The organism is Gordonia sp. w5E2 (assembly GCF_036540975.1).
Lineage (GTDB): Bacteria > Actinomycetota > Actinomycetes > Mycobacteriales > Mycobacteriaceae > Gordonia > Gordonia jacobaea.
Genome location: NZ_CP144213.1, coordinates 1,057,763 through 1,081,714, shown reverse-complemented (window position 1 = coordinate 1,081,714; position 23,952 = coordinate 1,057,763). Strand labels below are relative to the sequence as shown.

The following is a 23,952-nucleotide window of genomic DNA, read 5'->3' as shown; positions in this document are numbered from 1 at the left end:
GATCTCGACGCTCAGCCCTGCCCTTCGGCCCGCTCGGTGATGGTGCGCCCGATGCGGTATCGCACGAATGCCGGAACCACAAGCGCGGCAAGGACGGTGCCGATCACGACGAGCACACCACCACCGGTCGTGGTGAGTGCGACGCCGATCGACACCGCCACCGCCCCATGTACGACGTCGGCGATTCGCGGACCACCGGCGACGACGACGATGAACACGCCCTGCAGTCGACCGCGCACGTCGTCGTTGGCCGCGGCCAACAGGATCGACTGACGGAATGCCGCCGACGCCATGTCGGCGGCACCACCGACCATCAGCAGCACCAGGGCAACCGGGAGCCACGGCATTGCGCGACCATGTGCAAATCCCACCGCGATACCCGCACCGGCGATCGCGACGCCCCAAATGATGACGCACACAATGACAGCCAGACCTTGCCGTTGGACGCGGCTCACCCATCCGGAGAAGACACCACCGATGACGGCACCGGCAGGGATTGATGCGAACAACAGCGCAAACGCCCAGCCGCCGTCGATCGGCCCACCGAAATTCTCGTGGGCCATCTGCGGAAACAGCGCCCGCGGCATGCCGAAGATCATGGCAATGAGGTCGACCACGAACGACACCATCAGGATCTTGTGCGCCCCGAGATAGCGCAGACCGTCGATGACCGAGCGCAGCCCTGGAACCTTGGGCGCGTCGCCACTGAGCGGTCGGAGCGCGGGCAACATCACGACCGCTGCGAGCGTCGGTACGAGGAAGATGGTGTCGAGGAGATAGAGGAGCGGATACCCGAGTATCGGGATCAACGCGCCACCGACGAGTGGACCCGCTATCGCGCCGGCCTGCATGACCGTCATATTCAACGACAGCGCGGCAGGGAGTTCCTCGTCGGGAAGCAGCCTCGGCAGAACCGCCGTACGCGTGGGCTGGTTGACCGCGAAGAATGCCTGCTGAATTGCGAACAGCGACAGGATAATCCAGACATTTCCGACACCGAAGGCCGACTGTGCCCAGAATGCCGCACTGCACGCGATCAGCCCGATCGTGGTGCAGATCAACAAGATTCGACGATCCAGCACGTCTGCGAGCGCCCCGCCCCACAGACCGAAGATGACGAGCGGCACCAAACCGAAGAGTCCGGTGAGTCCCACATACGCGGAACTGCCTGTGATGGTGTAGATCTGGGCCGGTACCGCGACGATCGTCAGTTGAGCACCGATGACGGTGACGATGTTCGCCACCCAGAGACGCCGGAAGTAAATATTGCGCAGAGGCGTCGTATCGGCGAGCAGACGGGGCACCGAAGCAGTTTAGCGACACGTACTACCAGCGAGTGAATCCCGTTGGCGTATTACCTACTGGGCGACCGGGCCCTGCGTCGCCCGCGCGAGGGCCTGCAACGACACCCATGTCGCCGGGAGGAACTTCTCCTGCGCAACACGGCCCATTGCCAGCCCGCTGCCGAGCACCGGCTCGTAGTCGAATCCGACGACGGCAGCCACGTTCGCGCCGACGGTGTCGATCAGCAGTGTCCGGAGCGACGCCTGATTCGGCAGCGGAACGGGGTTGTTGATCACGACGACGGACCGTTCGAGTACGCCCGCCTTGTGCCACTCGGACAAGAACGGGCGCGCCCGGTTGAGGAGATCAGGCCGTACACCGAGCACGATCACCGGCGTGACCTTGTCGACCAATACGTCGCCGGTGAGATCGGCAAGTGATGTGAGTAGACGCGCACCGGCGTCGACGACCGGCACGGCGCCGTTGCCCCAGACTTCCTCGACCGTGTCGACCACCGATGCTCCTTCGGCGGCGAGGTGGAGGCCGGTACCGAGTTCGCTTCGCAGCAACGACGGGTCGCCACGTCCCTGTAGCCGCAACTCGATATCGCAGTCGTTGCCCGATGCGTCAACCCACCACGACGCGGCGCCGAGCGTCGTCGCCGCTCGATATTCAGCGAGAAGTGCTGAGATCACCGACGTTCCGACCCCACCGGCAGAGCCCACCACGACGACCGCGTCTGGCATCGCGGCCGCCTGTTGAGTTGCTCCCTGCACGCTGGTGTCGGACATGTCGATCAGCGGCCTGCTGCGTGCCGACCCACCTTGGCGACGGCGGGTGCTGCTTCTTCGGACTGAGATGCGTCTGTCTTGGTCGCGTCCGCCGGGGCGTCGACGGTCGCTGCCACCGGAGTCGACTGTGCCGCAACGCCTTCCGTTGCCGCTGCATCGTCGGGCAGTGCGTGGCGACCCACAGCCTCCTGGGGCCAGTTGACCTCGGAGCCGGGAACCTGGGCGTCGAGACTGCCCGTCATCTGCTTGGTCAGCTCGCGGAAGTGCTTCTCGAGCGCAGCGCCGAGCGGCCCGAGAGCCTTGTACGGCGCCTGTGCTTGCTCAGCCGACCACTTCGTGGTCTGGTTGCCAACCTTCACGTTGACATCGCCGCGGTAGTTGACCACGTAGTCGACGCCGGGCAGGCCCTGCTTGGCGGCAGACTCCGCGGGAACCGAGAGCTCGAACTGGTTGATGCTGGGATCGACCGGCTCAGGCTTGGCGTGCTTGGGCTGCTTGGGATTTCCGTTCTCGTCGAGCTTCCAGGGCTCCTGCGGGTGCGCGCCCGGATCGCCTGCGCCGAGCGTGTACGCGGCGATGCCACCGATGGTGCCGCCGATCGTCGCGCCGAGGGCGGCTCCGCCGACAGCGCCTGCTGCCGCTCCGCCTGCCATGCCGATCGGGAGGCCGATGAGAGCGCCGACGGCGCCCCCCGAGAGTGTTCCCACGCCGGGCACCGAAACCGGGGTCAGGGCAACGGCGCCGACACCGGCACCGACGCCCGCACCGACCGCTGCGCCCGGGAGCACGCCGACAAGCGCTCCGGGAATGACACCGGCGGCAGCACCTGCGGTACCACCGATGGCCACGCCGATGATCGTGGCCGCGGCCTGACGCGACGCTTTGTCCTTCGGCACGCCGAGGGAGATCAGGTTCTGGGCGATCTTGGCCTCACCGTAGGCCGACCACGCGTTGATGGAGTTGACATCCTTGTCCGACATGCCGTCGGGGATGTCGGTCACGAAGTTTCCGACGCGAATCTTGTTGGGCGGCGGCGCAATCGGACGCACCGGCGCAACGGGCTTCGGCGCCTGGAGCGGCGCGTCGGGTACGGGGCTGTAGTACGTGCTGTAGCCGGGGTCGGTGTAGCCCGACTCCTCATACTGCGGGGCAGCGGTGTACGGCTGGTAAGGAGCTTCTTGGGGCGGGGCCGGGATCGAACCAGCACCGGGGACGTTGATCGGCGCGGATGGTTCGGGCGCCGGCGTCGGAGCCGTACCGCCCTGTTGGGGAGCGGTATCGGTCGGCGCGGTGCCACCCTGCTGCGGCGCGGAATCGTTGGGGTTCGTTCCGCCCTGTTCCACAGCTGCCGCCGAACCGGCACCCAACGCAGTCGCGATGGAGGCGACGAGAACCGCAGAGGTGACCGCCGTCTTCATCGAAGGTCGGCGTACGTCCAATGCTGCTTCGCGAGTCCGGTTCTTGGCTGATCGTGTCATCGTCGCGTTGTCCCCCTCATTACTTCTCGACCTGAGGCCGAGAACCCCGATAGTGGCGTTGAAAATCAGTTTTCAGACTTGATCGAAGTGATCCAGTACTTGCCACCGGCCTGCACAGTACTGATGGTCTGCTGGTAGACGATCGGCGCCCCGCCATTCGGCGGAGTCTCGGTGAGCGTCACACCATAGGAGTTGTTCCCGCGATCAGTGATCGAGAGGCAGTGACTGGTGCCGACGCCGCGTTGGTCGATGAACTTCTGCATGACATCGACAGCAGCGACCGCGTTCGGCGTCGTCACAGCTTTGGCTTTCTGAGCGTTTTTGTCGACGTAATACGCATAGTTGAACGCCTTGATCACGTTGGGGCCCGAACTCTGGTCTCCCGCACCAGCTCCCGTGGTCACGGCACCATTCACGCTCGCAGGGCATGTGATAGACGCGGCGGTGCTCTCTGTCGGACCGACTGCCGACGGCCGCGCAGTGGTCGACTCGCGTTCGTCGGACCCCGATAGAGCGACACCGAGAACAGTTGCGATCGCCGCGATTACGAGGATCCCCGCTCCCGCGCCGACGAGTGTTCCTCGCCTCTTGTGCCAGGTGCGCGGACCTGCCGCGTTCTCTCGCTTCTGGCGAGTGTCCTCGCGCAAGCGTTCGGCCTGGGAAGTGAGGAAGGCGTCGAGCTCCTGCGAGGGAGAGGCTGACCCGGATTCCTCGCCCGACGAAGCGGTATCCGAACCGGCGACTTTCGAGGCCACCAACACACTCGACGACTCGCGCGCGAGTTCGTGCATCGGAGTCGTACCCGAGGTAGGCCACGGCGGGAGGTCGGCAAACCACTGCTCGAGATCGCTCTCGCTCAACCAGCCCTCCCCAACTGTCGCAATCACTCCCCGAACATGCTGCCGCGAAGCTTAACGCATGCGAAGAACTTGGTCACGAAAACACGGTCCCCTGTGGACCGGCAGATGGGTCTCGTCGTACCGCCCGCTTGGCTCCCGCCCCTGTGACGTCGGCGAAAGCTCTACGGCTGCAACCGAGCCGCCCGCCAGCAGCCGTCGATCATGGTCAACCGCACCCGGTTGTGCAGTCGGTTGGCTCGGCCCTGCCAGAACTCGACGAAGACCGGTTCGATTCGGTACCCACCCCAATTCGACGGCGTAGGTACGGGATCGCCGTCGTCGAATCCGCCGAACTGCTCGGCGACCGACGCGGCCTTGGCTTCGAGCTCGGCACGGCTACCGATCTCGCGTGACTGTTCCGACGCGTAACCCGACAATTGAGAGCCGCGCGGGCGGTTGTTCCAATACGCCTGCGTCTCGGCGTCGCTGACCTTGGTCACAGGCCCGCGAAAGTGAACCTGTCGTTCCAATGCGATCCATGGAAAGGTCACGGCGGCAAAAGGGTTGGCGGCGAGGTCGTGTCCCTTGTCCGACTCGTACCCGGTGAAGAACACGACGCCCCCGGCGTCGACTCCCTTGCACAGCACGGTCCGTGTGGCCGGAAGTCCGTTCACGTCGACTGTTCCGAGCACCATCGCATTGGGTTCGGGGATGCGCGCGGCAACGGCTTCGCGCAACCACACCGTGAACAGTTCGAGCCACGGCGGCTCACCGTCGAGCCAGCTCGGATCGAGATTGTCCCGCACCCCGTCCGCCCCAGCCGCTCGATCGCCGTCGCCGACGTTGGGTGGGATGCCGCCGCCGTAACCGACGCGCATACCGGGCAGGTCGATGGGGTCGTTGTCCACGACGCCGACGGTACTCCCCGACCCGACCCGTCACCGCCCATTGGGAGGGGCGTCCCGCTGTGCCGCACCTGCTGGAGTGACCTAGAGTGCTGGGGTGGCGCCGCAGCCCCGCGCCGCGCACTTCCCACGGTGTTGCGTGGAGAGAGGTGGCCCCTGTGGCGAACAGCATTCCCGACGACTTCGTACCGGGACTCGAGGGCGTCGTCGCCTTCACGACCGAGATCGCCGAACCGGACAAGAACGGCGGTAACCTGCGCTATCGCGGTGTCGACATCGAGGATCTGGTCGAGAACGCCGTCACCTTCGCCGATGTGTGGGCCCTACTCGTCGACGGCCGGTTCGGCGACGGACTACCGCCCGCCGAACCATTCCCGCTGCCCATCCACACCGGCGATGTCCGCGTCGACGTACAGGCCGCGCTGGCCATGCTGGCCCCCATCTGGGGCTACCAGCCACTGCTCGACATCGACGACGCCACCGCACGCGCCAACCTCGCGCGCGCGTCGGTGATGGCGCTCTCGTACGTCGCGCAATCGGCACGCGGCATCCACCAACCCGCAGTGCCGCAACGGATTATCGACGAATGCCCGACAGTCACCGCCCGATTCATGACGCGGTGGAAGGGCGAACCCGACCCGAAACACATCGCGGCGATCGACGCCTACTGGGTGAGTGCAGCCGAGCATGGACTCAACGCGTCGACCTTCACTGCGCGGGTGATCGCGTCCACCGGAGCCGACGTCGCGGCGTCGCTCTCGGGAGCCATCGGAGCGATGTCGGGACCGCTACACGGCGGCGCACCGGCGCGGGTGTTGCCGATGATCGAAGAGGTCGAAAAGACCGGTGACGCAAGAGGTTTGGTCAGGGGAATCCTCGACCGCAAAGAGAAGCTGATGGGCTTCGGGCACCGCGTGTACCGTGCCGAGGACCCGCGAGCACGCGTATTGCGCCGCACCGCATCGGAACTCGACGTCCCGCGCTACGAGGTGGCCGCCGCACTCGAGCAGGCCGCGCTGACAGAACTGCGCGAGCGACGTCCGGATCGGGCCATCGAGACCAACGTCGAATTCTGGGCGGCAGTCATCCTCGACTTCGCCGAGGTACCACCCCACATGATGCCGGCGATGTTCACCTGCGGGCGCACCGCCGGCTGGTGCGCGCACATTCTCGAGCAGAAGCAGCTCGGCAAGCTGGTCCGCCCCGCGGCGCTCTACACCGGACCCGCGCCGCGTCGACCCGAGGACGTCGAGGGGTGGGGCGACGTCGTCAAACCGGGGTTGTAAGCACCGGGGTTGTAAGCACGCAGGGAGGGGCGGAACGCAGTGGTCGGCGCCACATCCCTAGAATTGCGGGCATGAGCGACGTCGCCATCGAATCCATCACCATCCCCGCAGAGCTGCTGCCCTCCGACGGCCGGTTCGGCTGCGGACCGTCGAAGGTGCGCCCCGAGCAACTACAGTCCCTGGTCGACATCGGAGCATCGGTGATGGGTACCTCCCACCGCCAGGCGCCGGTGAAGAACGTCGTCGGCTCGATCCGCGCGGGTCTCGCCGACCTGTTCTCGCTGCCCGAGGGCTACGAGGTGGTGCTCTCCAACGGCGGCACCACTGCATTCTGGGATGCGGCCGCGTTCGGCCTGATCAAGCAGCGTTCGCTGCACCTGACCTACGGCGAGTTCAGCTCCAAGTTCGCGACGGTCGCCAAGAAGGCGCCGTTCCTCGACTCCCCCGCCGTGATCTCCACCGATCCGGGAACCGCACCTGATCCGGCGGCACTGACCGTCGACGACTTCGGCGGCGTCGACCTCATCGGGTGGGCCCACAACGAGACGTCGACCGGTGTTGCTGTGCCCGTCGTCCGTCCCGCGGGTTCCGACGACGCGTTGATCGCCATCGACGCAACGTCGGGCGCAGGCGGCCTGCCGGTCGACATCGCCGACACCGACGTCTACTACTTCGCACCACAGAAGTGCTTCGCCTCCGACGGCGGCCTGTGGATCGCGGTGATGAGTCCCGCTGCCCTCGAGCGCGTCGACCAGATCGCCCACACCGATCGCTGGTGCCCGGAGTTCCTGTCGCTGCCGACGGCCGTCGACAACAGCGCGAAGAACCAGACGTACAACACGCCCGCACTCGCGACGCTGTTGCTCTTCGACAACCAGATCCAGTGGATGCTGGGCAACGGCGGACTCGACTGGTGCGTCGCGCGTACGGCCGACTCGAGTTCGCGCCTGTACTCATGGGCCGAGGCCAGCGAGTTCGCGACGCCGTTCGTCGCCGACCCCGCGCTGCGCAGTCAGGTCGTCGGAACGATCGACTTCACCGACGACGTCGACGCCGCGCAGGTCGCAAAGGTGCTGCGCGCCAATGGGATCGTCGACACCGAGCCGTACCGCAAGCTCGGCCGTAACCAGCTCCGCATCGGCATGTTCCCGGCGATCGAGCCCGACGATGTCAGCACCCTGACCGCCGCGATCGACTACGTCGTCGGCAAGCTCTGACGTTTTCCGCACAGACGCGGCTCGAGTCGGCAGACGCGGTTGGTACACCGACCGCGTCTACCAGTTCGGGCCGCGTCTGGCGCTTGCAGGGCCGCATGTTTGGGTTCGACCTGCGGATTTGCCGCGTGTCCCGACCGTCTCACGCGGATCTGTGGTCTAACCTGACGACAATGCCCGCACTCATGGCCACCAGAGGAGGAGCAGATGATGCGTGAACTTCGGGTCGTCGGCGTCGACGTCGACGGCTCGCATGTCATCTGCCAGGACACCGACTCCGGTGAGCGTTTCAAGCTCGACGCCGACGAGCGGCTCCGCGCGGCCGCCCGCGGTGACCTCTCCCGCCTCGGACAGATCGAGATTGAAATGGAATCGTCGCTGCGCCCCCGAGAAATCCAGTCCCGCATCCGTGCGGGCGCGAGTGTCGAGGAGGTCGCGGCCGTCGCCGGAGTGCCGAAGGACAAGATCGAGCGCTTCGCCCACCCGGTGCTGCTCGAACGTCAGCGCGCGACCGAACTCGGCGCACTCGCCCACCCCGTTCGCCACGACGGACCGTCGACCGAAACGCTCGGCGACACGGTCACCGAGGGACTCGCCGCGTATGGCCAGAACCCCAACGAAGCGACCTGGGACGCCTGGAAGGGCGACGACGGACAGTGGGTCGTTCAGGTCAACTGGCAGGTCGGACATACCGAGCATCATGCGCACTGGCGCTTTTCTCCCGGCTCGCACGGCGGGACCGCGGTTCCGCTCGACGATCTCGCCGAGGAGCTCATCCACCCCGAGACGATCGAACCGCGACGTCGCCTCATCCCGGTGAGTACGCCGACGATCACCCCCGCCGACGACGACCACGAGGAAGTCACCTTCGACGCCAACGCGTTGATCGGGGCCCAGCGTTCGCGGCACGTCGAGGTGCGGGTCGAACACGACACGTACACCCTCGACTTCGGCATCGATGACGACGCCGCACAGGAGCCGACCGTCGTCGACGAAGCTCCGCTTACGGACTCCGAGCGCGGCACTCAGGACGCGTCGACGAGCTCCGACACCTCGACGTCGAGCACCGACGACAAGCCGACGGAGCATCGTCGTCGTAAGTCGCGCAAGCCTGCCGTGCCCGCCTGGGAAGACGTGCTGCTCGGTGTGCGCAGCAACGGGAACAGCTGAGCACCGGCCTCCATGTCCGCGCGCGCAGTCACACTGTGGTTCATCGACACCGACACTCCCGTCGACGTACTCCGATCCGGCGTCACCAACGACGTCGACGCGGCCAAGAAGTTGGCATCGGCCATCTATGGCGACAGCGTTCTCGTCCCGTCCGTCGACACCAACCTCGCCGCGGCGATGGACTCGGACAGTTCGCAGGTGTACGCGGGTTTCTACGGCCCGCTGACCGTGGTGTCGTGTTCGCTCTTCGCGACGTCTAAGCCGTCGACGCTGACGCGCACCGTCGAGACCATCCGCACCGCGGCGTCGATCCCCGAGAGCGCCGCCGCAGTCCTGCTCTACACCGAACCCGACTCTGCGACAGGCGTTTTCGCCCGGTGGGAAGACGGAACACTTCGACGTTCGTTTGCCGCCGACCCCGTCAGCATCATTGAGGACGACGGCCTGCCGTACCCCTTCGAGAAGCCTTTCTGGGGAGGCGAGCATCCGCTGCGGTACGCCCCCGGCGTGGCACCCGATCCGCTGGCGTTGCCGTTCCATCCGCAGCAACTCGCCGAGCAGGGCAATCGGGAGTGGTTGGGTTTCCGGTTCACCCGGCCCCTCGCGCCGAGCGATCTTGAACCGCTGACGATTCCCGTCACCGGCTTCGCCATCAGGCCCGCAGACTACGAGCCGACCGAGGCCGACGACGAGCGCTACCGAGAGGCCAGCGCCACGGCCGCCGCCGCAACTGCTGCTGCAACCGCGGCCGCGGCGAGCGCGCGCGAGCAGGCCCTGCAGGCCGAGGCCGCAGCGCAGCATCCCGTCGACGCTCCGCCTGCCCCGGTTCCCGGGAACACACCAGCCGTCGGCATCCCGATCGCAGCGCCGCCGGTGGCCGATGGGCCGGGCGAGCCCGTGGTCGACGCTGACGCCGCGGACGCCCGGATCGTCGACACCGAGGTGGTGGAAGCCGAAGTGGTCGAGTCCGGGGCGGGTCGGTCAGAGGAGAGTCGGCCGGTGGTCGAGTCCGAGCTGCGTGATGCACCAGCAGCCGCGGCCGTCGAGGACGCGGTCACGGCGCCGGTTCCGTCGGTGAACGCCGGCGAGGCAGCGAATTTCGACGAGCCGGGGAGTTACGGCGAGCCGGGGAGCGTCGAAGCAGAACTCCCCACCAACGGCGAATACGTCGACGAGTCGGCGGGCTGGACGCGCCGCGTCGCGCGGTACTTCGGCTTCGGCGCCGACAAGTAGGCAGCTCGAGCTGGTTCGTCGGCTAGGTCTTCGCCGGGTGGATCAGGGATTCAGTAGCGCCAGGGCGATCGATGAGCCGACGCCTGCGAGAAATCCGATCAGCGAGCCCCACACGATCCACCGCCAGACGGGTCGGTCGCGCAGTGGCCACAGGGTCCAGCCGAGTCCTCCCGCGACGAGCATCGCAACAGCAACCCCGATCCAGCGAGCCGCCACCGACCACGGCGTGATGTCGGCGACGAGCGTGTAGAGGCCGACGAGCAGCAGCGAGCAGTAGATCGCGCACGTCGTCGCGACGAAGAGTCCGCTCGCCCATGGCGTCGGTTCGCGGCGATAGGGGCCGGCCGTCGACGCGTGGGCGGTGTCGAACTCGGCGAGGCTCACCGGTCTATCGTCCCTGATCGGACGCGCTCGTAAAAGGCGATTGCCGCAGCGGTCGCGACGTTGAGCGAATCCGTGCCCCTGCTCATCGGAATGCGTGCCGCGACGTGGGAGCCGCGGATGGCGGTCTCGCTGAGGCCGGGACCTTCTGCTCCGACGAGTACGGCCACCTTGTCGGCCGAGACCGCGTCGGCGAGCGGGACCGCTGACTCGCGTGGGGTGAGCGCGACCGTCGTGAAGCCGTGATCGGCGAGGAGGTCGAGGGCGCCGCGCCAGTCGTCGAACCGCGCATGCGGCACGAGAAGCGCGTGGCCCATCGACACGCGTACGCAGCGTCGATACAGCGGATCGGCGCAGCCCGCACCGAACAGGACCGCGTCGACGCCGAGGCCCGCTGCGTTGCGGAAGATGCTGCCGATGTTCTCGTGGTCGTTGACACCCTCGAGCACGGCGATGGTCGTGGCGGTCGCGAGCACGTCGTCGACCTCCAACGCGGCTGGTCTGCGCGCGACGCCCAGGACTCCCCTGTTGAGATGGAATCCGACGATCTCGGCCATCACCTCGGCGCTCGCGCGGTAGAACGGCACCCCGGACAGGCTGGGGTTCCGCAGGTCGTCGGACAGCTCGGTGAGTCGCTTGTCGACGCCCAGGAAGGCGTGCGGGGTGAACCGCGACGCGATCATGCGTTGAGCCACCAGAACGCCCTCAGCGATCACGAGCCCCTTGCCCGGTCGACCGCCCGGCAGCGTCGGCAGGTCGGGGCGGCGGTCGACGGAGTTGAGGTCGCGGAAGTCGTCGACGCGCAGGTCGTCGGGGTCGTCGATGTCGATGACGTCGACTGCCAGAGGTTGGGCTGAAACAGGCTCGGACACGCGGTCCAGTCTGCCGTAAGCAGTCCGAATTGCTTCTCCTGCCCACCCATGTGACACGGTTGAGGAGTGAGATCACCGGACAATCGCAGCAGCACACTCGACCTGGGACGGGCCACGGACGCCGACTGGGACGAGATCATCACCACGGATGCGCGCGCGTTCGCGATGCGAAACCCTATTTCCGACGACGAGCGCGCGGATCTCCGCGGGAAGGTCTCCGACGACGACGTCGTACTCGTTCGGGACTCCTGGCACGACGACCGCCCGCTTGTCGGGGTGTCGATGTTCTATCGGATGCAGATGACGGTTCCCGGCGGGACACAGGTTCCTGCGGCCGGTCTTTCCTGGGTGTCGGTCGCGTCGACGCATCGTCGACGAGGCATTCTGCGTCGGATGATCACCGAGTTGTTCACCCAGTGGGAGCGCGAGGGTTTCGCGTTCGCGATCCTCACGGCGTCGGAGGGGACCATTTACGAGCGGTTCGGGTTCGGCCCCGCATGCTTCTCCGAGACCGTCGAGGTGACCCCAGGCCGTCCGACGTTGCGGGCAGAGGCCCCCGACCACCCCGAGGTCTACTTCGCGAACCCGCAGCAGGTCGCCGCGACGATCCCCGACATCCACGAGCGCTGGGCGCGCACACGCCCGGGCGCGCTCGCGCGGACCCCGCAGTGGTGGGCTCCGATACTCGCCGACCGTCCGTCGGAACGTCCCCCGGCCGCCAGCGGCCTGCACTACCTGCTGCACCCCGACGGCTACGCGAGCTATCGCATCCACAAGAGCTCTGCAGGCCAGGTCCGCGGCGAGGTGGAAGAACTCTTCGCGATCACCGACGACGCGCACACCGAGCTCTGGCGGGTACTACTCGGACTCGACCTGGTGCCGTCGCTGACGGCGTCGATCCCGGTCGACGACCCGCTGCGCGCGAAACTCACCGACCTACGGTCCGCGCCGACCACCGGACGCTCCGACGAGATGTGGGTGTCGATTCTCGACGTTCCCGCCGCGCTCAGCACGCGCACCTACTCCGCCGACCTCGACATTGTGCTCGAGGTCACCGACGGCTACCGGGAGCGGGCGGGGGTCTTCGACGTATCGGTGCGCAACGGTGGCGCGATCGTGGCGCCGTCGACGTCGAAACCGACTGTGCGCATGGATATTTCCGTGCTGTCGAGCTTGTTCCTCGGCGGGGTGCAGCCGTCGCTGTTCGCGAGCGCGGGACGCCTGTGGACAGACTCCGACGACACGCTGCTCGCGCTCACCCAGGCGTTCGCCGCCGACCGCGCACCGTTCTCGGGGACGTTCTTCTAATCTCGACGGGCGGGTGATCTCGACAAGCTCGATCAGCGGCCGGGGCGCTCGATCAGCGAAGGGTCGGCTCGATCAGCGGGTGGGGCGCTCGATCAGCGAGGGTTCGGCTCGATCAGCGGGTGATCTCGACAAGCTCGATCAGCGGGCGGGGCGCTCGATCAGCGAAGGGCCGGCTCGATCAGCGAGGGGGCCGCTCGACCCGGGAGGGTCGGGGCGGCACGCTCAGTTTGGCTCGTCGGTTTCGCTGATGAGTTTGGCGAGGACCGGCAGGGCGCTGCGCAGGGTGGCGCGCTCGTCGTCGGTCAAGGCGTCGATCTGGTCTGACAGCCAGGCGCGTCGGGCGGCGTGCTCGGCGACGATCACCTCCTCGCCTGCGGGTGCGAGCGTCACGATCGCCTGACGCCCGTCGGTGGGGTGCGGCGCGCGCTCGATCATGCCGAGATCGGACAGCGATGCCAGGACGCGCGTCATCGACGGCGGCTTGACCCGCTCGGCGGCCGCCAGCGCGCCCGGCGTCATCGCGCCCTCGATGTGTAGCGTCGACAAGGCCGACAACTGGGTCAAAGATACGAGTTGGTTCTGCCTACGTAGGCGCAGTCGCCGCGCCAAGCGCACAATCGCTAGCGCCAGGGCACCCGATAAACCGTCGTCGGTCGGTGTACTCACGGGCTTTACATTAGTTTGCCGCACAGCATTTGCAGTACTGACCGACCGTTTTCACAACTCGAACGGACGACATCGGCCCGAATTGCCCGTTTTTCTGGTCAACTGATCAGGTTGGAGATGGGTTCGCGCGCGAAGTAGAGGGCGAAGACGATCGCGATCGCCCACATCAACGGGTGCACCTTACGCGCCTTGCCCGCCGCTGCGGCCATCACCACCCAACTGATGAATCCGACGCCGATGCCGTTGGCGATCGAGTAGGTGAACGGCATGGTGACGATCGTCAGGAACACCGGGAGTGCGTACTCGAACTTCGTGAAGTCGATACGGGTCACCTGACCCATCATCAGCGCACCGACGATGACCAGTGCCGGCGCGACAGCCTCGGACGGGATGACCTCGTACAGCGGCGTCAGGAACATCGCCACGATGAACAGTCCACCGGTCACGATGTTGGCCAGACCCGTTCGGGCACCTTCGGCGATGCCCGACGCCGACTCGACGAAAACCGTGTTCGACGACGACGACGCCACACCGCCCACGATCGCACCCGTGCCCTCGACGACCAGCGCCTTACCGACGCCGGGCAGATTGCCCTTGTCGTCGGCGAGTCCGGCTTCGCGGCCGAGGCCGGTCATCGTGCCCATCGCGTCGAAGAAGTTCGACAGCACCAGCGCAAAGACGAACACACAGGCCGCGAGCACACCGATACGTGTGAAGGCGCCGAAGAGGTCGACGTTGCCGACGAGACTCAGATCGGGCAGTCCGCCTGCCGAGTCGGGGATCTTGGGCACCGACAGCGACCAGCCGCCCTGTTTCTCGGCGCCCGAGCCGAGATGCAGCGTCGACTCCAGGATGATCGAGATGATCGTCGTGATGATGATGCCCAGGAGCAGACCACCCGGCACCTTCATCACCATCAACGCACCCATGAGCAGGACGCCGATCACGAAGATGAGCGTCGGGACCGTGGTGATCGAGTTGCCGAAGCCGAGCTGGACGGGCGTGGTGGTGCCCGCGGCGTCGGGGATACGTCGGACGAACCCGGCGTCGACAAATCCGATGAACGCCACGAAGCAGCCGATACCCGCTGCGATCGCTGCTTTCAGCTCTGCGGGAACAGCATTGAACACCGCGGTGCGGAATCCGGTGATCGCCAGGATGACGATGATGATGCCGTCGACTACAACCAGCCCCATCGCCTCGGGCCAGGTGACCTCGGGAACGATGGTCACCGCCAGCAGGCTGTTGATGCCCAGACCGGTGGCGATGGCGAACGGATAGTTGGCGACCAAGCCGAAGATGATCGACATGACACCCGCGACGAGCGCCGTGACAGCCGCGACCTGCGCGATGGGCAGCACGTTGCCGAGGACGTCTGCGTTCTTGGACTCGCCCGGTATGCCGCCGATGATGATCGGGTTGAGCACCACGATGTAAGCCATCGTGAAGAACGTCACCAACCCGCCGCGCATCTCTCGGCTCAGCGTCGAACCGCGTTCACTGACCTTGAAGAAGCGGTCGACGGCCCCGAACCGCCGCGTCGGTACCGCCGGTTGCGCCGACTGGGCGCTCGGTTCCGCCGACTGGGCGCTCGGTTCCGCCGACTGGGCGCTCGGTTCCGCCGACTGTGCGCTCGGTTCCGCCGACTGGGCGCTCGGTTCCGCCGACTGGGCGTCGGAGTTCGATGGCTGTGTCGGATCACTCGAGGGATCGCTTGTCACAAGGGGGAAGTTACCCTGTCCTCCGTGGCCGATGAACCCGAGATCCCCCAATTGCCGCAAGCGCTGCGGACGCCCGAGCCGGTGATCGTCGTCGGCATGATCGCGTGGCTGGTGGCGACCATCGTCGTGTGGGCCACCGGATGGGGCGGCGGCCGCACGCTGGCTGTGTGTCTTGTCGGTCTCGCCGTCGGCGTAGCGGGCACGGGAGTCTTCCTCCTCCAGCGCGCCGCGTCTCGACGCGGCGACCGGACCGCGCAACGCGGTCTCGACTGAGCCCGACCGCCGAGCCGACGGCGGGGCATCGAGAACACGGTTTCGACGCAACGCACCCACGCTCACCAAGCACTTGCTAGGTTCAGTGTTCATGCGGATTCGGGGATTCTCACTACTGGTTACGGTCGCGGCAGCACTCGCCTTGCTCGCCGGGACGACGACTGCGGGCACCGCGTCGGCGGCTCCTCTGCCGGTGACGTTCAACTTCTTCTCGGGAATCGCGCCGGAGTTGGCCAAGCATGGCGGATCGCTCCCGGGCTCCAACGACTTCTCCTGCCGCCCGACGTCGAAACATCCCTACCCCGTGGTGCTCGCACACGGAACGGGCGGATCGCAGCAAACCAATTGGGGCACATACGTTCCGCTGCTGAAGAACGAGGGCTACTGCGTCTTCGCGCTCACCTACGGGGCGCTCGATGAGCTGCCGTGGCCCGGTCCCACCGTCGGCGGAATGGGACTGATCGAAGACAGCGCAGCACAATTCGGACGTTTCGTCGACAAGGTCCTCGCGGCAACGGGCGCATCGAAGGTCGACGTCGTCGGACATTCGCAGGGCACCGTCGTGCCCGCGTACTACGCGAAATACCTTGGCGGACGGGGCAAGATCGACAAGCACGTATCAATCGCCCCGGCGTGGCGTGGTTCAACGGTGGCCGGAGCCGACCAGATCCTGCCGACGGTCCGCAAGCTCGGCATCTCCGCGGCACAGACCCCGCTCTGCCAGGGATGCGCCGAGCTCGACCCCAGCTCGGACGTGATGCGCAAGATCGCGGCGGGCGGCTACTACTACCCCGAGATCAGCTACACCAACATCGCAACCCGCTACGACGAGGCCGTCGTCCCGTACACGCTCGGCCTGCCGCCGGGTGGCTCCAACGTGCGCAACATCGTCGTCCAGGACGGCTGCCCGGTCGATTACACCGAACACGCGGGCATCGCGGGCTCGCGCCGTACCGCATACTTCGTCCTGAACGCACTCGACCCCGCACACCCCCGCCCGGTGCCGTGCGATCGAGCCGCACCGCTCAGCGGCGGCGCGTACTAGGTAGCACCCAGTCGACGTGACGTAGCGCCCAGTCGACGGGAGGAAGCGCCCAGTCGACGGAAGGAAGCGCCCAGTCGACGGGCGCAGACCTGCGCGAACGACAATCCACTCCTCTGTGACCCTTGACACGTCCAAGAGAGTGAATGTACGTTCATTCACTATGAAGTCCGAGTCACTCCGTCTCGGCGACCACCTTCGCGAAGGAGCAGCGACATGAGCTACGGCACCACCGACTACGAAGACATCGAGTACGTCGTGGAGGGCCCGACGGCGGTCATCACGATGAACCGCCCGCAGCGCTACAACGCATTTCGCGCCAAGACCGTCGAGGAGATGATCAACGCCTTCCGACGCGCCTGGGCCGACCGCAACGTGCAGGCCGTGATCCTGACCGGCGCCGGAGAGAAGGCCTTCTGCACCGGTGGCGATGTCAAGCAGCGCGCCGAGACCGGCGACTACGGGCCGTCGGAGTCGGGCATGTTCGAGATCGGGAACCTGCACAAAGTGATCCGCGACATCCCCAAGCCCGTCATCGCGGCGGTCAACGGACTCGCGATCGGCGGCGGACACGTGCTGCATGTGCTGTGCGACCTGACCATCGCCGCAGACACCGCACGCTTCGGCCAGTCGGGCCCCAAGGTCGGCTCATTCGACGCCGGATTCGGCTCGGCCTACCTGGCACGGGTCGTCGGCGAGAAGCGGGCGCGCGAGATCTGGTACCTGTGCCGCCAATACGACGCCGCCACCGCTGAGCGATGGGGCCTGGTGAACTGGGTTGTCCCGGCGGCAGATCTGCTCGACGAGGCCAAGAAGGTCGCTGCCGAGATCGCCGAGAAGTCGCCGACGACGCTGCGCTTCCTCAAGCAGAGCTTCAACGCGGACTCCGACCATCAGGCCGGACTCTCCAATCTCGCGATGAGTGCACTGGACCTCTTCACCCACTCCCCCGAGGGACTCGAGGGCGCAACGGCTTTCGCCGAGAAGCGCGCACCCGACTTCAACAAGTACGTCGGCGCCTGACCGCAGCAACCACAGACCATAGGAGCAAAACCCATGAGCACCAACAGCATCGCCGTCGTCACCGGCGCAGGATCGGGTATCGGTAAGGCCATCACGCTCGCATTCGCCGAGCAGGGCACCACGGTCGTCGCGGCCGATCTCGACCTCGACGCCGCCAAGCGCACCGCTGAGCAGAATGCAGCCATCGTGCCGATGTCCGTCGACGTCGCCGATCGGGCCACCGTTGACTCGCTGCGCGACGCCGTCAATGCCGAAGTCGGGGTCGCCGACATCCTCGTCAACGCCGCAGGATGGGACCGCACCGACCAATTCCTCAATGCGAGCACCGAATTCGCGGAAAAGGTCGTCGCTATCAACTACCTCGGACCGGTCCACATGGCGAGCGCCTTCCTGCCGGGAATGGTCGAGGCGTCGAAAACCGAAGGCTGGCAGGGCGGCCGGGTGATCAACCTTGCCTCCGACGCCGGACGAGTCGGCAGCGCAGGCGAATCCATCTACGCGGGCGCCAAGGGCGGCGTGATCGCCTTGAGCAAGTCGCTCGCACGCGAAATGGCGCGTCACCAGATCACCGTGAACGCCGTGTGCCCCGGCCCCACCGACACCCCGCTGTTCCAGGCTCAGCCCGACAAGCTCAAAGAGGCCCTCGTCAAAGCGATTCCGTTCCGACGACTCGCCCGTCCCGACGAGGTCGCAGCGCCCGTCCTGTTCTTCGCCTCCCCCGCGGCGTCGTTCATCACCGGCCAGGTGATCAGCGTCAGCGGCGGACTCACGATGGCCGGCTAGGGCCAACCCCGAGGTCACTGGAGATCATCATGAGCACCCTCGACAGTCACGACGCCGCAACACCGTACGTCTACGACGCAGCACAGTATCGCTCGTTCTTCGAGCACGAGTTCACGTATCTGAACGGCTTCCGCCGCAACGTTTCCCGATACGCACACACCACCGCGATGATCGACCCGACCACCGATACCGAGTGGACGTACGCAGAGCTCGGCGCCGCCGTGGACTCGTTGGCCGCAGGCCTCGCGGCCCACGGTGTCGGCGACGGCGACGTCGTCGGATATCAGTTGTTCAACGGTCCCGAGTTCGCGCAGCTCTACCTCGCCACCCAGGCAGTAGGCGCCGTCGGATCACCGATGAACTTCCGGTTGGCCGCAGGCGAGACGGCGGTCATCCTCGACGTGAGCAGGCCGTCGGTCTACATCTACGACACCGAGCTCACCGACATGGTGTCGACGGCAATCGAGCGCGCGGAGCACACCCCAGAGGTCCTGATCGGCGTGGGCACAGGCACTCTCGTCGACGGCCCGCGGTCGATCCGATTCACCGACCTGCCGGCCGACGCTCCTGCACCGCGGACAACCCGCGGCGTGTTCGACGAGACCACCCGGCTCTACACCTCCGGCACCACCGGCATGCCCAAAGCGGTGCCGATGAACAGCGCGATCGAGATCTTCTCGGCGCACGACGTGATCATGCACTTCCCGCTCTCGCCGGAGGATCGCACGCTGAACATGACTCCGTGGTTCCACCGCGGCGGACTCTATTGCGCCGGACCCAATCCCACGTTCTACCTCGGATCGTCACTGGTACCGATGCGTGTGTTCGACGCGGCGACGACACTCGACTGGGTCGAGCGCTACGGACTGACATTCCTCATCGGTGCGCCGACCAACCTCGCGATGCTCGCTGCCGAGCAGCAACGTCGTCCGCGCGACCTATCCAGCCTGAACGGCATCGTCACCATGGGCGCTCCCCTCGAACGCGACGCAGCACTGCTCTATCAGCGGGTACTCACCCCCAGGATCTTCAACGGATACGGCAGCACCGAAGGCTTCTGGAACACCTTCCTGCGGCCCACGGACCTGCCGGCGCACGCCGGAACCGCGGGGCGTGCCTGCCTCGACGACGACGTGCGTGTGGTCCACGTCCGCGACGACGGACGGCTGGCCGACCCGGACGACGTCGTCGCACGAGACGGCGACGAGGTCGGTGAAGTGATCATCCGCTCACCGAAATGTGCTGCAGCGTACTTTGATTCGCCTCAGCAGGAGAAGGCGAAGTACAACGGTAGCTGGCTGCACATCGGCGATCTCGCCACCTGGGACGTCGACGAGTTCGTCACGATCGTCGGACGTAAGGACGACATGCTCATCTCCGGCGGCGAGAACGTGCACCCGGTACAGGTTGAGGAGGCACTCAACGGCCATCCCGCAGTCGCGGATTCGCTCGTCGTCGGGGTTCCCGACGATCGGTGGGGTCAAGTCGTCGTCGCCTACATCGTGCCTGTCGAGGGTGCCCACCCGTCCCCGGAAGAACTCGACGACTTCTGCCGTGAGCATCCGATGCTCTCGCAGTTCAAACGTCCACGCGCCTATCGCATCGTCGAGTCGCTACCTGTTTCCGCGACCGGCAAGAAACTCCATTACCGGGCAACAACATCCGCTGCCGCCGAGATGACGGCAGGCGAATTCGATGCCCCCGCAACCCTCACAACGTCGACCACCAACGGAGCCGCCCGATGAGCACCACCGCCAGCACGAAGTTTTCCGCACTCGACCCCCTCAACCTCGATCTCGGATACTCCGACGACGAACTGGCCGTACGCGATTCGGTCCGCGGATTTCTCGCCGAGGCCGTGACCCCGTACATCGCCGACTGGTTCGAGGAGGGCGGAATCCCGATCGCGCGCGAGCTGTTCAAGCAGTTCGGTCAGCTCGGCGTTCTCGGCATGCATCTCGACGGATACGGCTGCGGCGGAGCGTCGTCGGTACATTACGGGCTGGCAAGCCTCGAACTCGAGGCCTGCGACTCGGGTATCCGGTCGATGGTCTCGGTGCAGGGTTCGCTCGCGATGTTCTCGATCTACAACAATGGCAACGAAGAACAGAAGACGCAATGGCTGCCGTCGATGGCCGAGGGCACCACCGTAGGGTGTTTCGGCCTCACCGAGCCCGACGCCGGATCAGACCCCGCGTCGATGAAGACACGCGCCAGGCGTGACGGTGACGACTGGATACTCGACGGCCGCAAGATGTGGATCACCAACGCCCCCATCGCCGACGTGGCCGTCGTCTGGGCGCAGACCGACCTCCCCGACGGCGGCGTGGGTGTGCGTGGCTTCATCGTGCCCACCGACACACCGGGTGTTTCGACGCCGGAGATCAAGCACAAGGCGTCGCTGCGGGCGTCGACCACCGGTGAGATCGTCATGGACAACGTGCGGCTACCGGCGGATGCGTTGATGCCCGGAAACGACGACCTGCACAAGGGAAAGGGAATCAAGGGCCCGCTCTCGAGCCTCACCGAGGCCAGGTACGGAATCATCTGGGGATCAATCGGTGCGGCCCGCACGGCGTGGGCGGCAGCGCTCGAGTATGCCACGCAGCGAACACAATTCGGCAAGCCGATCGCCGGATTCCAACTGACACAGGCGAAGCTCGCCGACATGGCCGTCGAACTACAGAAGGGCCAGTTGCTGGCGTATCACCTCGGACGTCTGAAGGATTCGGTCGGGCTGCGTCCCGACCAGGTCAGCTTCGGCAAACTCAACAACACCCGCGAGGCCATCGAGATCTGCCGCACCGCGCGAACCATATTGGGCGGCAACGGCATCTCTCTGGAGTATCCGGTGATCCGTCACATGGTGAACCTCGAATCGGTGCTCACGTATGAGGGCACCCCCGAGATGCACCAACTCGTCCTCGGCCAGGCCTTCACCGGCCAGAACGCCTTCCGCTGAACGGAGACTCCTCATGAGCGCACTCACCTACGACATCGAGCACAAGCAATTCCGCGACACCGCAGCACGATTCGTCGCCGAGCAGATCACTCCCTCGCACGAGAGCTGGGAAGTCGCAGGCCAATGGGACCGCAGCCTGTTCACCGAGGCGGGCAAGAACGGGCTGATCGGATTCGAGGTCGACGAGCAATTCGGCGGGCCAGGCGTCGACGACTTCCGGTACAACGCAATCCTGATCGACGAGATCGCGCGTACCGGCGCGGCCGCCGAAGCGATCGCGTTCTCACTGCAGAATGACGTCGTACTCCCCTACCTCACCGAGCTGACCACCGACGAGCAGAAGGCGCGCTGGCTACCAGGCGTCGTCAGCGGGGAGACAGTGCTCGGCATCGCGATGACGGAGCCGGGGGCGGGCAGCGACCTCTCCGGCATCACCACGTCGGCGGTGCGCGACGGCGATCACTACGTGGTCAACGGATCGAAGACGTTCATCTCCAACGGCCGCAACGGCGACCTGTTCGTCGTCGCGACGAGGACGAGTGCGGACAAGCACAAGGGACTCACCCTGCTCGTCGTCGACGCTGCCATAACGGGTTTCGAGCGTGGCCGCAATCTCGACAAGATCGGGCTGCACGCACAGGACACCAGCGAGCTCTCCTTTCACGATATGCGGGTGCCGGTCGCGAATCGACTGGGAGAGGAGGGCGAGGGCTTCTACCAACTGGTGAGAAACCTTCCGCAGGAACGGCTCTCGCTGTCCGTGGGCGCCATCGCTGCCGCCGAGGGTGTTTTCGCCCGCACCCTGGAGTACGTGAAGGAGCGCACGGCGTTCGGTTCGCCGATCGCGTCGTTCCAGAACACCCAGTTCGTCTTGGCCGAGCTCGCAACCGAACTCGACATCGCACGGACGTTCCTCGACGACTGCATCGCAGAACACGTCCGGGGAGAACTGAGCGCTGCACGGGCGGCGCGGCTGAAGTGGTGGGCAACCGAACTACAGGTCCGGACCGCCGACCGGTGCCTGCAACTGCATGGCGGCTACGGCTACATGCGGGAGTATCCGGTGGCACGAGCATTCGTCGACGCGCGCATCCAGACCATCTACGGCGGGACGTCGGAGATCATGAAGACCATCGTCGCCAAAGATCTGGGGATCTGAGCAGCTACAGTGATGAACGGTGATTCACCGTTCGATGCAGGAGGTACTCGTGGCGAAATCCGCAACCGCACGCTCGACGTCGGATCTGGCCGTCGAAGATGCGGTGCGCGCGGTCCGGGTCTCGTCACGTCGACGACAGTTGCTCGACGCCGCCGTCGCCGTCATGGAGCGCACCGGGTTTCACCAGATGTCGATGCAGGCGCTCGCCGACGAGGCGCAGGTCAGCGTCGGATTGTTCTACAAGTACTTCGGGTCGAAAGAGGACATCCTCCTCGCCGCGATCGTCGACATCCTGGAGAAGTTCCGCGATCAGTTGCAACCAGCGATGGACCTCGCGGGCGACGACCCCGTCGAACAACTCATCGCCGGTTTCCGGCAGTATGCGCGGATCGTCGACGAGAATCGGGACGCCGTCGTGCTGACGTATCGGGAGAGCCGGACGCTCGACGCCGAGGGTCGGGACCAGATCAAGCAGCTCGAGGTGGAGACGTCGGCGCCGATGCGCGACGCGATCACCGCAGCAATCGAGAACGGGTCGATGAAGGCGGACGTCGACGTCGACCTCGCGGTGTTCGATCTGATGATGCTCGCGCACGGGTGGGCGCTCAAGCACTGGCATTTCGCGCCCGCGCTGACGATCGACGAGTACGCGACGGCACAGCTGCGGTTCGCGCTGCCGGCGCTGGTCGTCGGAGATCGGCTCGGCGGGTACCTGGCCGCGCTGTAGGGGGTGGTCTCGACAAGCTCGACCAGCGGTTGGGGCTCGACCGGCGGGGAGGGCTCGAGCGGCGGTTGGGTGGTCTCGACCGGCGGTGGGGTGGTCTCGACAAGCTCGACCAGCGGAGAGGGCTCGACCAGCGGTGGGGCCGGCCGCCCCTCCTCGCTGGTCGAGCTTGTCGAGACCGACTAGGCGGAGTCCGATGGCTTGGCCACGGGGCGGTCGGATCGGCCGCGCGAGGACAGCCAGAGCGAGAGCACCCAGGTGCACAGCCCTACCCACACTGCGCCGAACAGCCAGCCGGCGAGGACATCGGTGGTCCAGTGGACGCCGAGGTAGATGCGGGTCAGGCCGACGAGGATCGATATCACCGGCGCGAGCACCAGCGTCCAGGGATGCGCGCGCACCCACGGAATCACCCGGTACGCCGCGATGGCGATGAGTCCGTAGACGACCATCGTCATCATCGAGTGGCCCGAGGGAAACGAGTAGCTCTCGATGTGGAGGAGCCGGTCGTCGCGCGGGGGCCTCTCACGCCTGACGAGATGTTTGAGGATCACCATCAACGACGCTCCGAGGAGTGAACCCAACCCGACGTAGACGGCCTCGGTCACGTGCTTGCGGGCGGCGAGTGCGATCACGACGAGTGTCGCGACGATCCAGAGGGTGATCGTGTTGCCGAACACCGTGACGACGTGCGCGAGGCCCGTCAGTGGCGCGGTTCGGTGGTCGACCACCCACGTGGTGATGTGCTGGTCGACGTCGGTGATCTGCACGATCATTCTCGCCACACTACCGACGATGCCCGTCGATCAGCGGTGAATGTGTGTCGTGTTGAAGGAAG

23 protein-coding genes are annotated in these 23,952 nt (G+C 66.1%); 13 read left to right on the top strand and 10 right to left on the bottom strand.

What is annotated here, in order from left to right:
- Positions 1–11 precede the first annotated feature (11 nt).
- The 5 genes from RND64_RS04970 to pdxH all read right to left on the bottom strand — a co-directional run bounded on the left by RND64_RS04970 (position 12) and on the right by pdxH (position 5,270).
- On the bottom strand, positions 12–1,304 hold the full coding sequence (locus RND64_RS04970; protein ID WP_270483320.1) for an MFS transporter: 1,293 nt from the start codon (positions 1,302–1,304) through the stop codon (positions 12–14).
- Positions 1,305–1,358: 54 nt separating this feature from the next.
- On the bottom strand, positions 1,359–2,075 hold the full coding sequence (locus RND64_RS04965; RefSeq protein WP_270483322.1) for a hypothetical protein: 717 nt from the start codon (positions 2,073–2,075) through the stop codon (positions 1,359–1,361).
- Positions 2,076–2,080: 5 nt separating this feature from the next.
- Positions 2,081–3,553 (bottom strand): hypothetical protein, encoded by a 1,473-nt coding sequence (locus tag RND64_RS04960; protein WP_270483324.1) that lies wholly within the window; start codon positions 3,551–3,553, stop codon positions 2,081–2,083.
- Between the two features lie 65 nt (positions 3,554–3,618).
- A complete protein-coding gene (locus RND64_RS04955; RefSeq protein WP_270483325.1) occupies positions 3,619–4,413 on the bottom strand; it encodes a hypothetical protein in 795 nt (264 codons plus the stop codon).
- Positions 4,414–4,574: 161 nt separating this feature from the next.
- Entirely contained in the window at positions 4,575–5,270 is a 696-nt protein-coding gene (pdxH, locus tag RND64_RS04950; protein ID WP_270483563.1) for a pyridoxamine 5'-phosphate oxidase, read from the bottom strand.
- A 185-nt stretch (positions 5,271–5,455) separates the two neighbouring features.
- Between pdxH and RND64_RS04945 the strand changes: the two genes are divergently transcribed.
- The 4 genes from RND64_RS04945 (at position 5,456) to RND64_RS04930 (ending at position 10,200) form a co-directional block, all read left to right on the top strand.
- Positions 5,456–6,583, top strand: coding sequence for a citrate synthase 2 (locus RND64_RS04945; RefSeq protein WP_005206634.1), 1,128 nt, complete (start codon positions 5,456–5,458; stop codon positions 6,581–6,583).
- Between the two features lie 71 nt (positions 6,584–6,654).
- Complete coding sequence (gene serC / locus RND64_RS04940) at positions 6,655–7,800, top strand: phosphoserine transaminase (RefSeq protein WP_064870487.1); 1,146 nt, start codon at positions 6,655–6,657, stop codon at positions 7,798–7,800.
- Between the two features lie 207 nt (positions 7,801–8,007).
- Complete coding sequence (gene sepH / locus RND64_RS04935) at positions 8,008–8,967, top strand: septation protein SepH (protein ID WP_270483564.1); 960 nt, start codon at positions 8,008–8,010, stop codon at positions 8,965–8,967.
- A 12-nt stretch (positions 8,968–8,979) separates the two neighbouring features.
- A complete protein-coding gene (locus RND64_RS04930; protein WP_331436460.1) occupies positions 8,980–10,200 on the top strand; it encodes a DUF6928 family protein in 1,221 nt (406 codons plus the stop codon).
- 42 nt (positions 10,201–10,242) lie between these two features.
- On the opposite strand, the gene RND64_RS04925 is transcribed toward RND64_RS04930, so the two are convergent.
- Together RND64_RS04925 and RND64_RS04920 are read right to left on the bottom strand one after the other, a co-directional pair.
- Complete coding sequence (locus RND64_RS04925) at positions 10,243–10,584, bottom strand: DUF2537 domain-containing protein (protein ID WP_270483328.1); 342 nt, start codon at positions 10,582–10,584, stop codon at positions 10,243–10,245.
- Positions 10,581–11,453 carry a TrmH family RNA methyltransferase gene (locus tag RND64_RS04920; RefSeq protein WP_270483329.1) on the bottom strand — a complete coding sequence of 291 codons (873 nt, stop codon included), beginning with the start codon at positions 11,451–11,453 and terminating at the stop codon, positions 10,581–10,583. Before RND64_RS04920 ends, RND64_RS04925 begins: the two co-directional genes overlap by 4 nt.
- A 66-nt stretch (positions 11,454–11,519) precedes the next feature.
- Between RND64_RS04920 and RND64_RS04915 the strand changes: the two genes are divergently transcribed.
- Positions 11,520–12,761, top strand: a complete 1,242-nt coding sequence (locus tag RND64_RS04915) for a GNAT family N-acetyltransferase (RefSeq protein WP_270483330.1) — start codon at positions 11,520–11,522, stop codon at positions 12,759–12,761.
- 222 nt (positions 12,762–12,983) lie between these two features.
- Here RND64_RS04915 and RND64_RS04910 read toward each other — a convergent pair whose 3' ends face one another.
- Together RND64_RS04910 and RND64_RS04905 are read right to left on the bottom strand one after the other, a co-directional pair.
- A complete protein-coding gene (locus tag RND64_RS04910) occupies positions 12,984–13,427 on the bottom strand; it encodes a MarR family winged helix-turn-helix transcriptional regulator (RefSeq protein ID WP_049697824.1) in 444 nt (147 codons plus the stop codon).
- A 98-nt stretch (positions 13,428–13,525) separates the two neighbouring features.
- Positions 13,526–14,899: an NCS2 family permease gene (locus RND64_RS04905; protein ID WP_231894325.1), complete on the bottom strand. Its 1,374-nt coding sequence runs from the start codon at positions 14,897–14,899 to the stop codon at positions 13,526–13,528.
- Between the two features lie 273 nt (positions 14,900–15,172).
- On the opposite strand from RND64_RS04905, the gene RND64_RS04900 reads away from it, so the two are divergent.
- The 8 genes from RND64_RS04900 (at position 15,173) to RND64_RS04865 (ending at position 23,117) form a co-directional block, all read left to right on the top strand.
- Complete coding sequence (locus tag RND64_RS04900; protein WP_270483333.1) at positions 15,173–15,421, top strand: DUF2530 domain-containing protein; 249 nt, start codon at positions 15,173–15,175, stop codon at positions 15,419–15,421.
- Positions 15,422–15,512: 91 nt separating this feature from the next.
- Positions 15,513–16,466: an esterase/lipase family protein gene (locus RND64_RS04895; RefSeq protein ID WP_270483335.1), complete on the top strand. Its 954-nt coding sequence runs from the start codon at positions 15,513–15,515 to the stop codon at positions 16,464–16,466.
- Positions 16,467–16,679: 213 nt separating this feature from the next.
- Positions 16,680–17,486, top strand: a complete 807-nt coding sequence (locus RND64_RS04890) for an enoyl-CoA hydratase-related protein (protein ID WP_049697821.1) — start codon at positions 16,680–16,682, stop codon at positions 17,484–17,486.
- A gap of 33 nt (positions 17,487–17,519) precedes the next feature.
- Positions 17,520–18,269 carry an SDR family NAD(P)-dependent oxidoreductase gene (locus tag RND64_RS04885; protein ID WP_049697820.1) on the top strand — a complete coding sequence of 250 codons (750 nt, stop codon included), beginning with the start codon at positions 17,520–17,522 and terminating at the stop codon, positions 18,267–18,269.
- 29 nt (positions 18,270–18,298) lie between these two features.
- On the top strand, positions 18,299–20,014 hold the full coding sequence (locus tag RND64_RS04880) for a class I adenylate-forming enzyme family protein (protein WP_270483338.1): 1,716 nt from the start codon (positions 18,299–18,301) through the stop codon (positions 20,012–20,014).
- On the top strand, positions 20,011–21,231 hold the full coding sequence (locus RND64_RS04875; RefSeq protein ID WP_270483340.1) for an acyl-CoA dehydrogenase family protein: 1,221 nt from the start codon (positions 20,011–20,013) through the stop codon (positions 21,229–21,231). The genes RND64_RS04880 and RND64_RS04875 overlap by 4 nt, the downstream gene beginning before the upstream one ends.
- Before the next feature lie 13 nt (positions 21,232–21,244).
- The gene (locus tag RND64_RS04870; protein ID WP_270483342.1) at positions 21,245–22,390 is read left to right on the top strand and encodes an acyl-CoA dehydrogenase family protein; all 1,146 of its coding nucleotides are present in this window, start codon (positions 21,245–21,247) and stop codon (positions 22,388–22,390) included.
- 49 nt (positions 22,391–22,439) lie between these two features.
- On the top strand, positions 22,440–23,117 hold the full coding sequence (locus RND64_RS04865) for a TetR/AcrR family transcriptional regulator (protein WP_064861411.1): 678 nt from the start codon (positions 22,440–22,442) through the stop codon (positions 23,115–23,117).
- A gap of 179 nt (positions 23,118–23,296) precedes the next feature.
- Here RND64_RS04865 and RND64_RS04860 read toward each other — a convergent pair whose 3' ends face one another.
- Positions 23,297–23,890 (bottom strand): phosphatase PAP2 family protein, encoded by a 594-nt coding sequence (locus tag RND64_RS04860; RefSeq protein ID WP_270483344.1) that lies wholly within the window; start codon positions 23,888–23,890, stop codon positions 23,297–23,299.
- Positions 23,891–23,952 lie beyond the last annotated feature (62 nt).

Bases quoted from the DNA above. Each gene is read 5' to 3' on its own strand.
- RND64_RS04880 (WP_270483338.1), top strand. From the start codon at position 18,299: ATGAGCACCCTCGACAGTCACGACGCCGCAACACCGTACGTCTACGAC.
- RND64_RS04905 (WP_231894325.1), bottom strand. From the start codon at position 14,899: ATGCGCGGCGGGTTGGTGACGTTCTTCACGATGGCTTACATCGTGGTG.
- RND64_RS04860 (WP_270483344.1), bottom strand. From the start codon at position 23,890: ATGATCGTGCAGATCACCGACGTCGACCAGCACATCACCACGTGGGTG.
- RND64_RS04870 (WP_270483342.1), top strand. From the start codon at position 21,245: ATGAGCGCACTCACCTACGACATCGAGCACAAGCAATTCCGCGACACC.
- RND64_RS04960 (WP_270483324.1), bottom strand. From the start codon at position 3,553: ATGACACGATCAGCCAAGAACCGGACTCGCGAAGCAGCATTGGACGTA.
- RND64_RS04875 (WP_270483340.1), top strand. From the start codon at position 20,011: ATGAGCACCACCGCCAGCACGAAGTTTTCCGCACTCGACCCCCTCAAC.
- RND64_RS04895 (WP_270483335.1), top strand. From the start codon at position 15,513: ATGCGGATTCGGGGATTCTCACTACTGGTTACGGTCGCGGCAGCACTC.
- sepH (WP_270483564.1), top strand. From the start codon at position 8,008: ATGCGTGAACTTCGGGTCGTCGGCGTCGACGTCGACGGCTCGCATGTC.
- RND64_RS04930 (WP_331436460.1), top strand. From the start codon at position 8,980: ATGTCCGCGCGCGCAGTCACACTGTGGTTCATCGACACCGACACTCCC.
- RND64_RS04890 (WP_049697821.1), top strand. From the start codon at position 16,680: ATGAGCTACGGCACCACCGACTACGAAGACATCGAGTACGTCGTGGAG.
- serC (WP_064870487.1), top strand. From the start codon at position 6,655: ATGAGCGACGTCGCCATCGAATCCATCACCATCCCCGCAGAGCTGCTG.
- RND64_RS04965 (WP_270483322.1), bottom strand. From the start codon at position 2,075: ATGTCCGACACCAGCGTGCAGGGAGCAACTCAACAGGCGGCCGCGATG.
- RND64_RS04885 (WP_049697820.1), top strand. From the start codon at position 17,520: ATGAGCACCAACAGCATCGCCGTCGTCACCGGCGCAGGATCGGGTATC.
- pdxH (WP_270483563.1), bottom strand. From the start codon at position 5,270: ATGCGCGTCGGTTACGGCGGCGGCATCCCACCCAACGTCGGCGACGGC.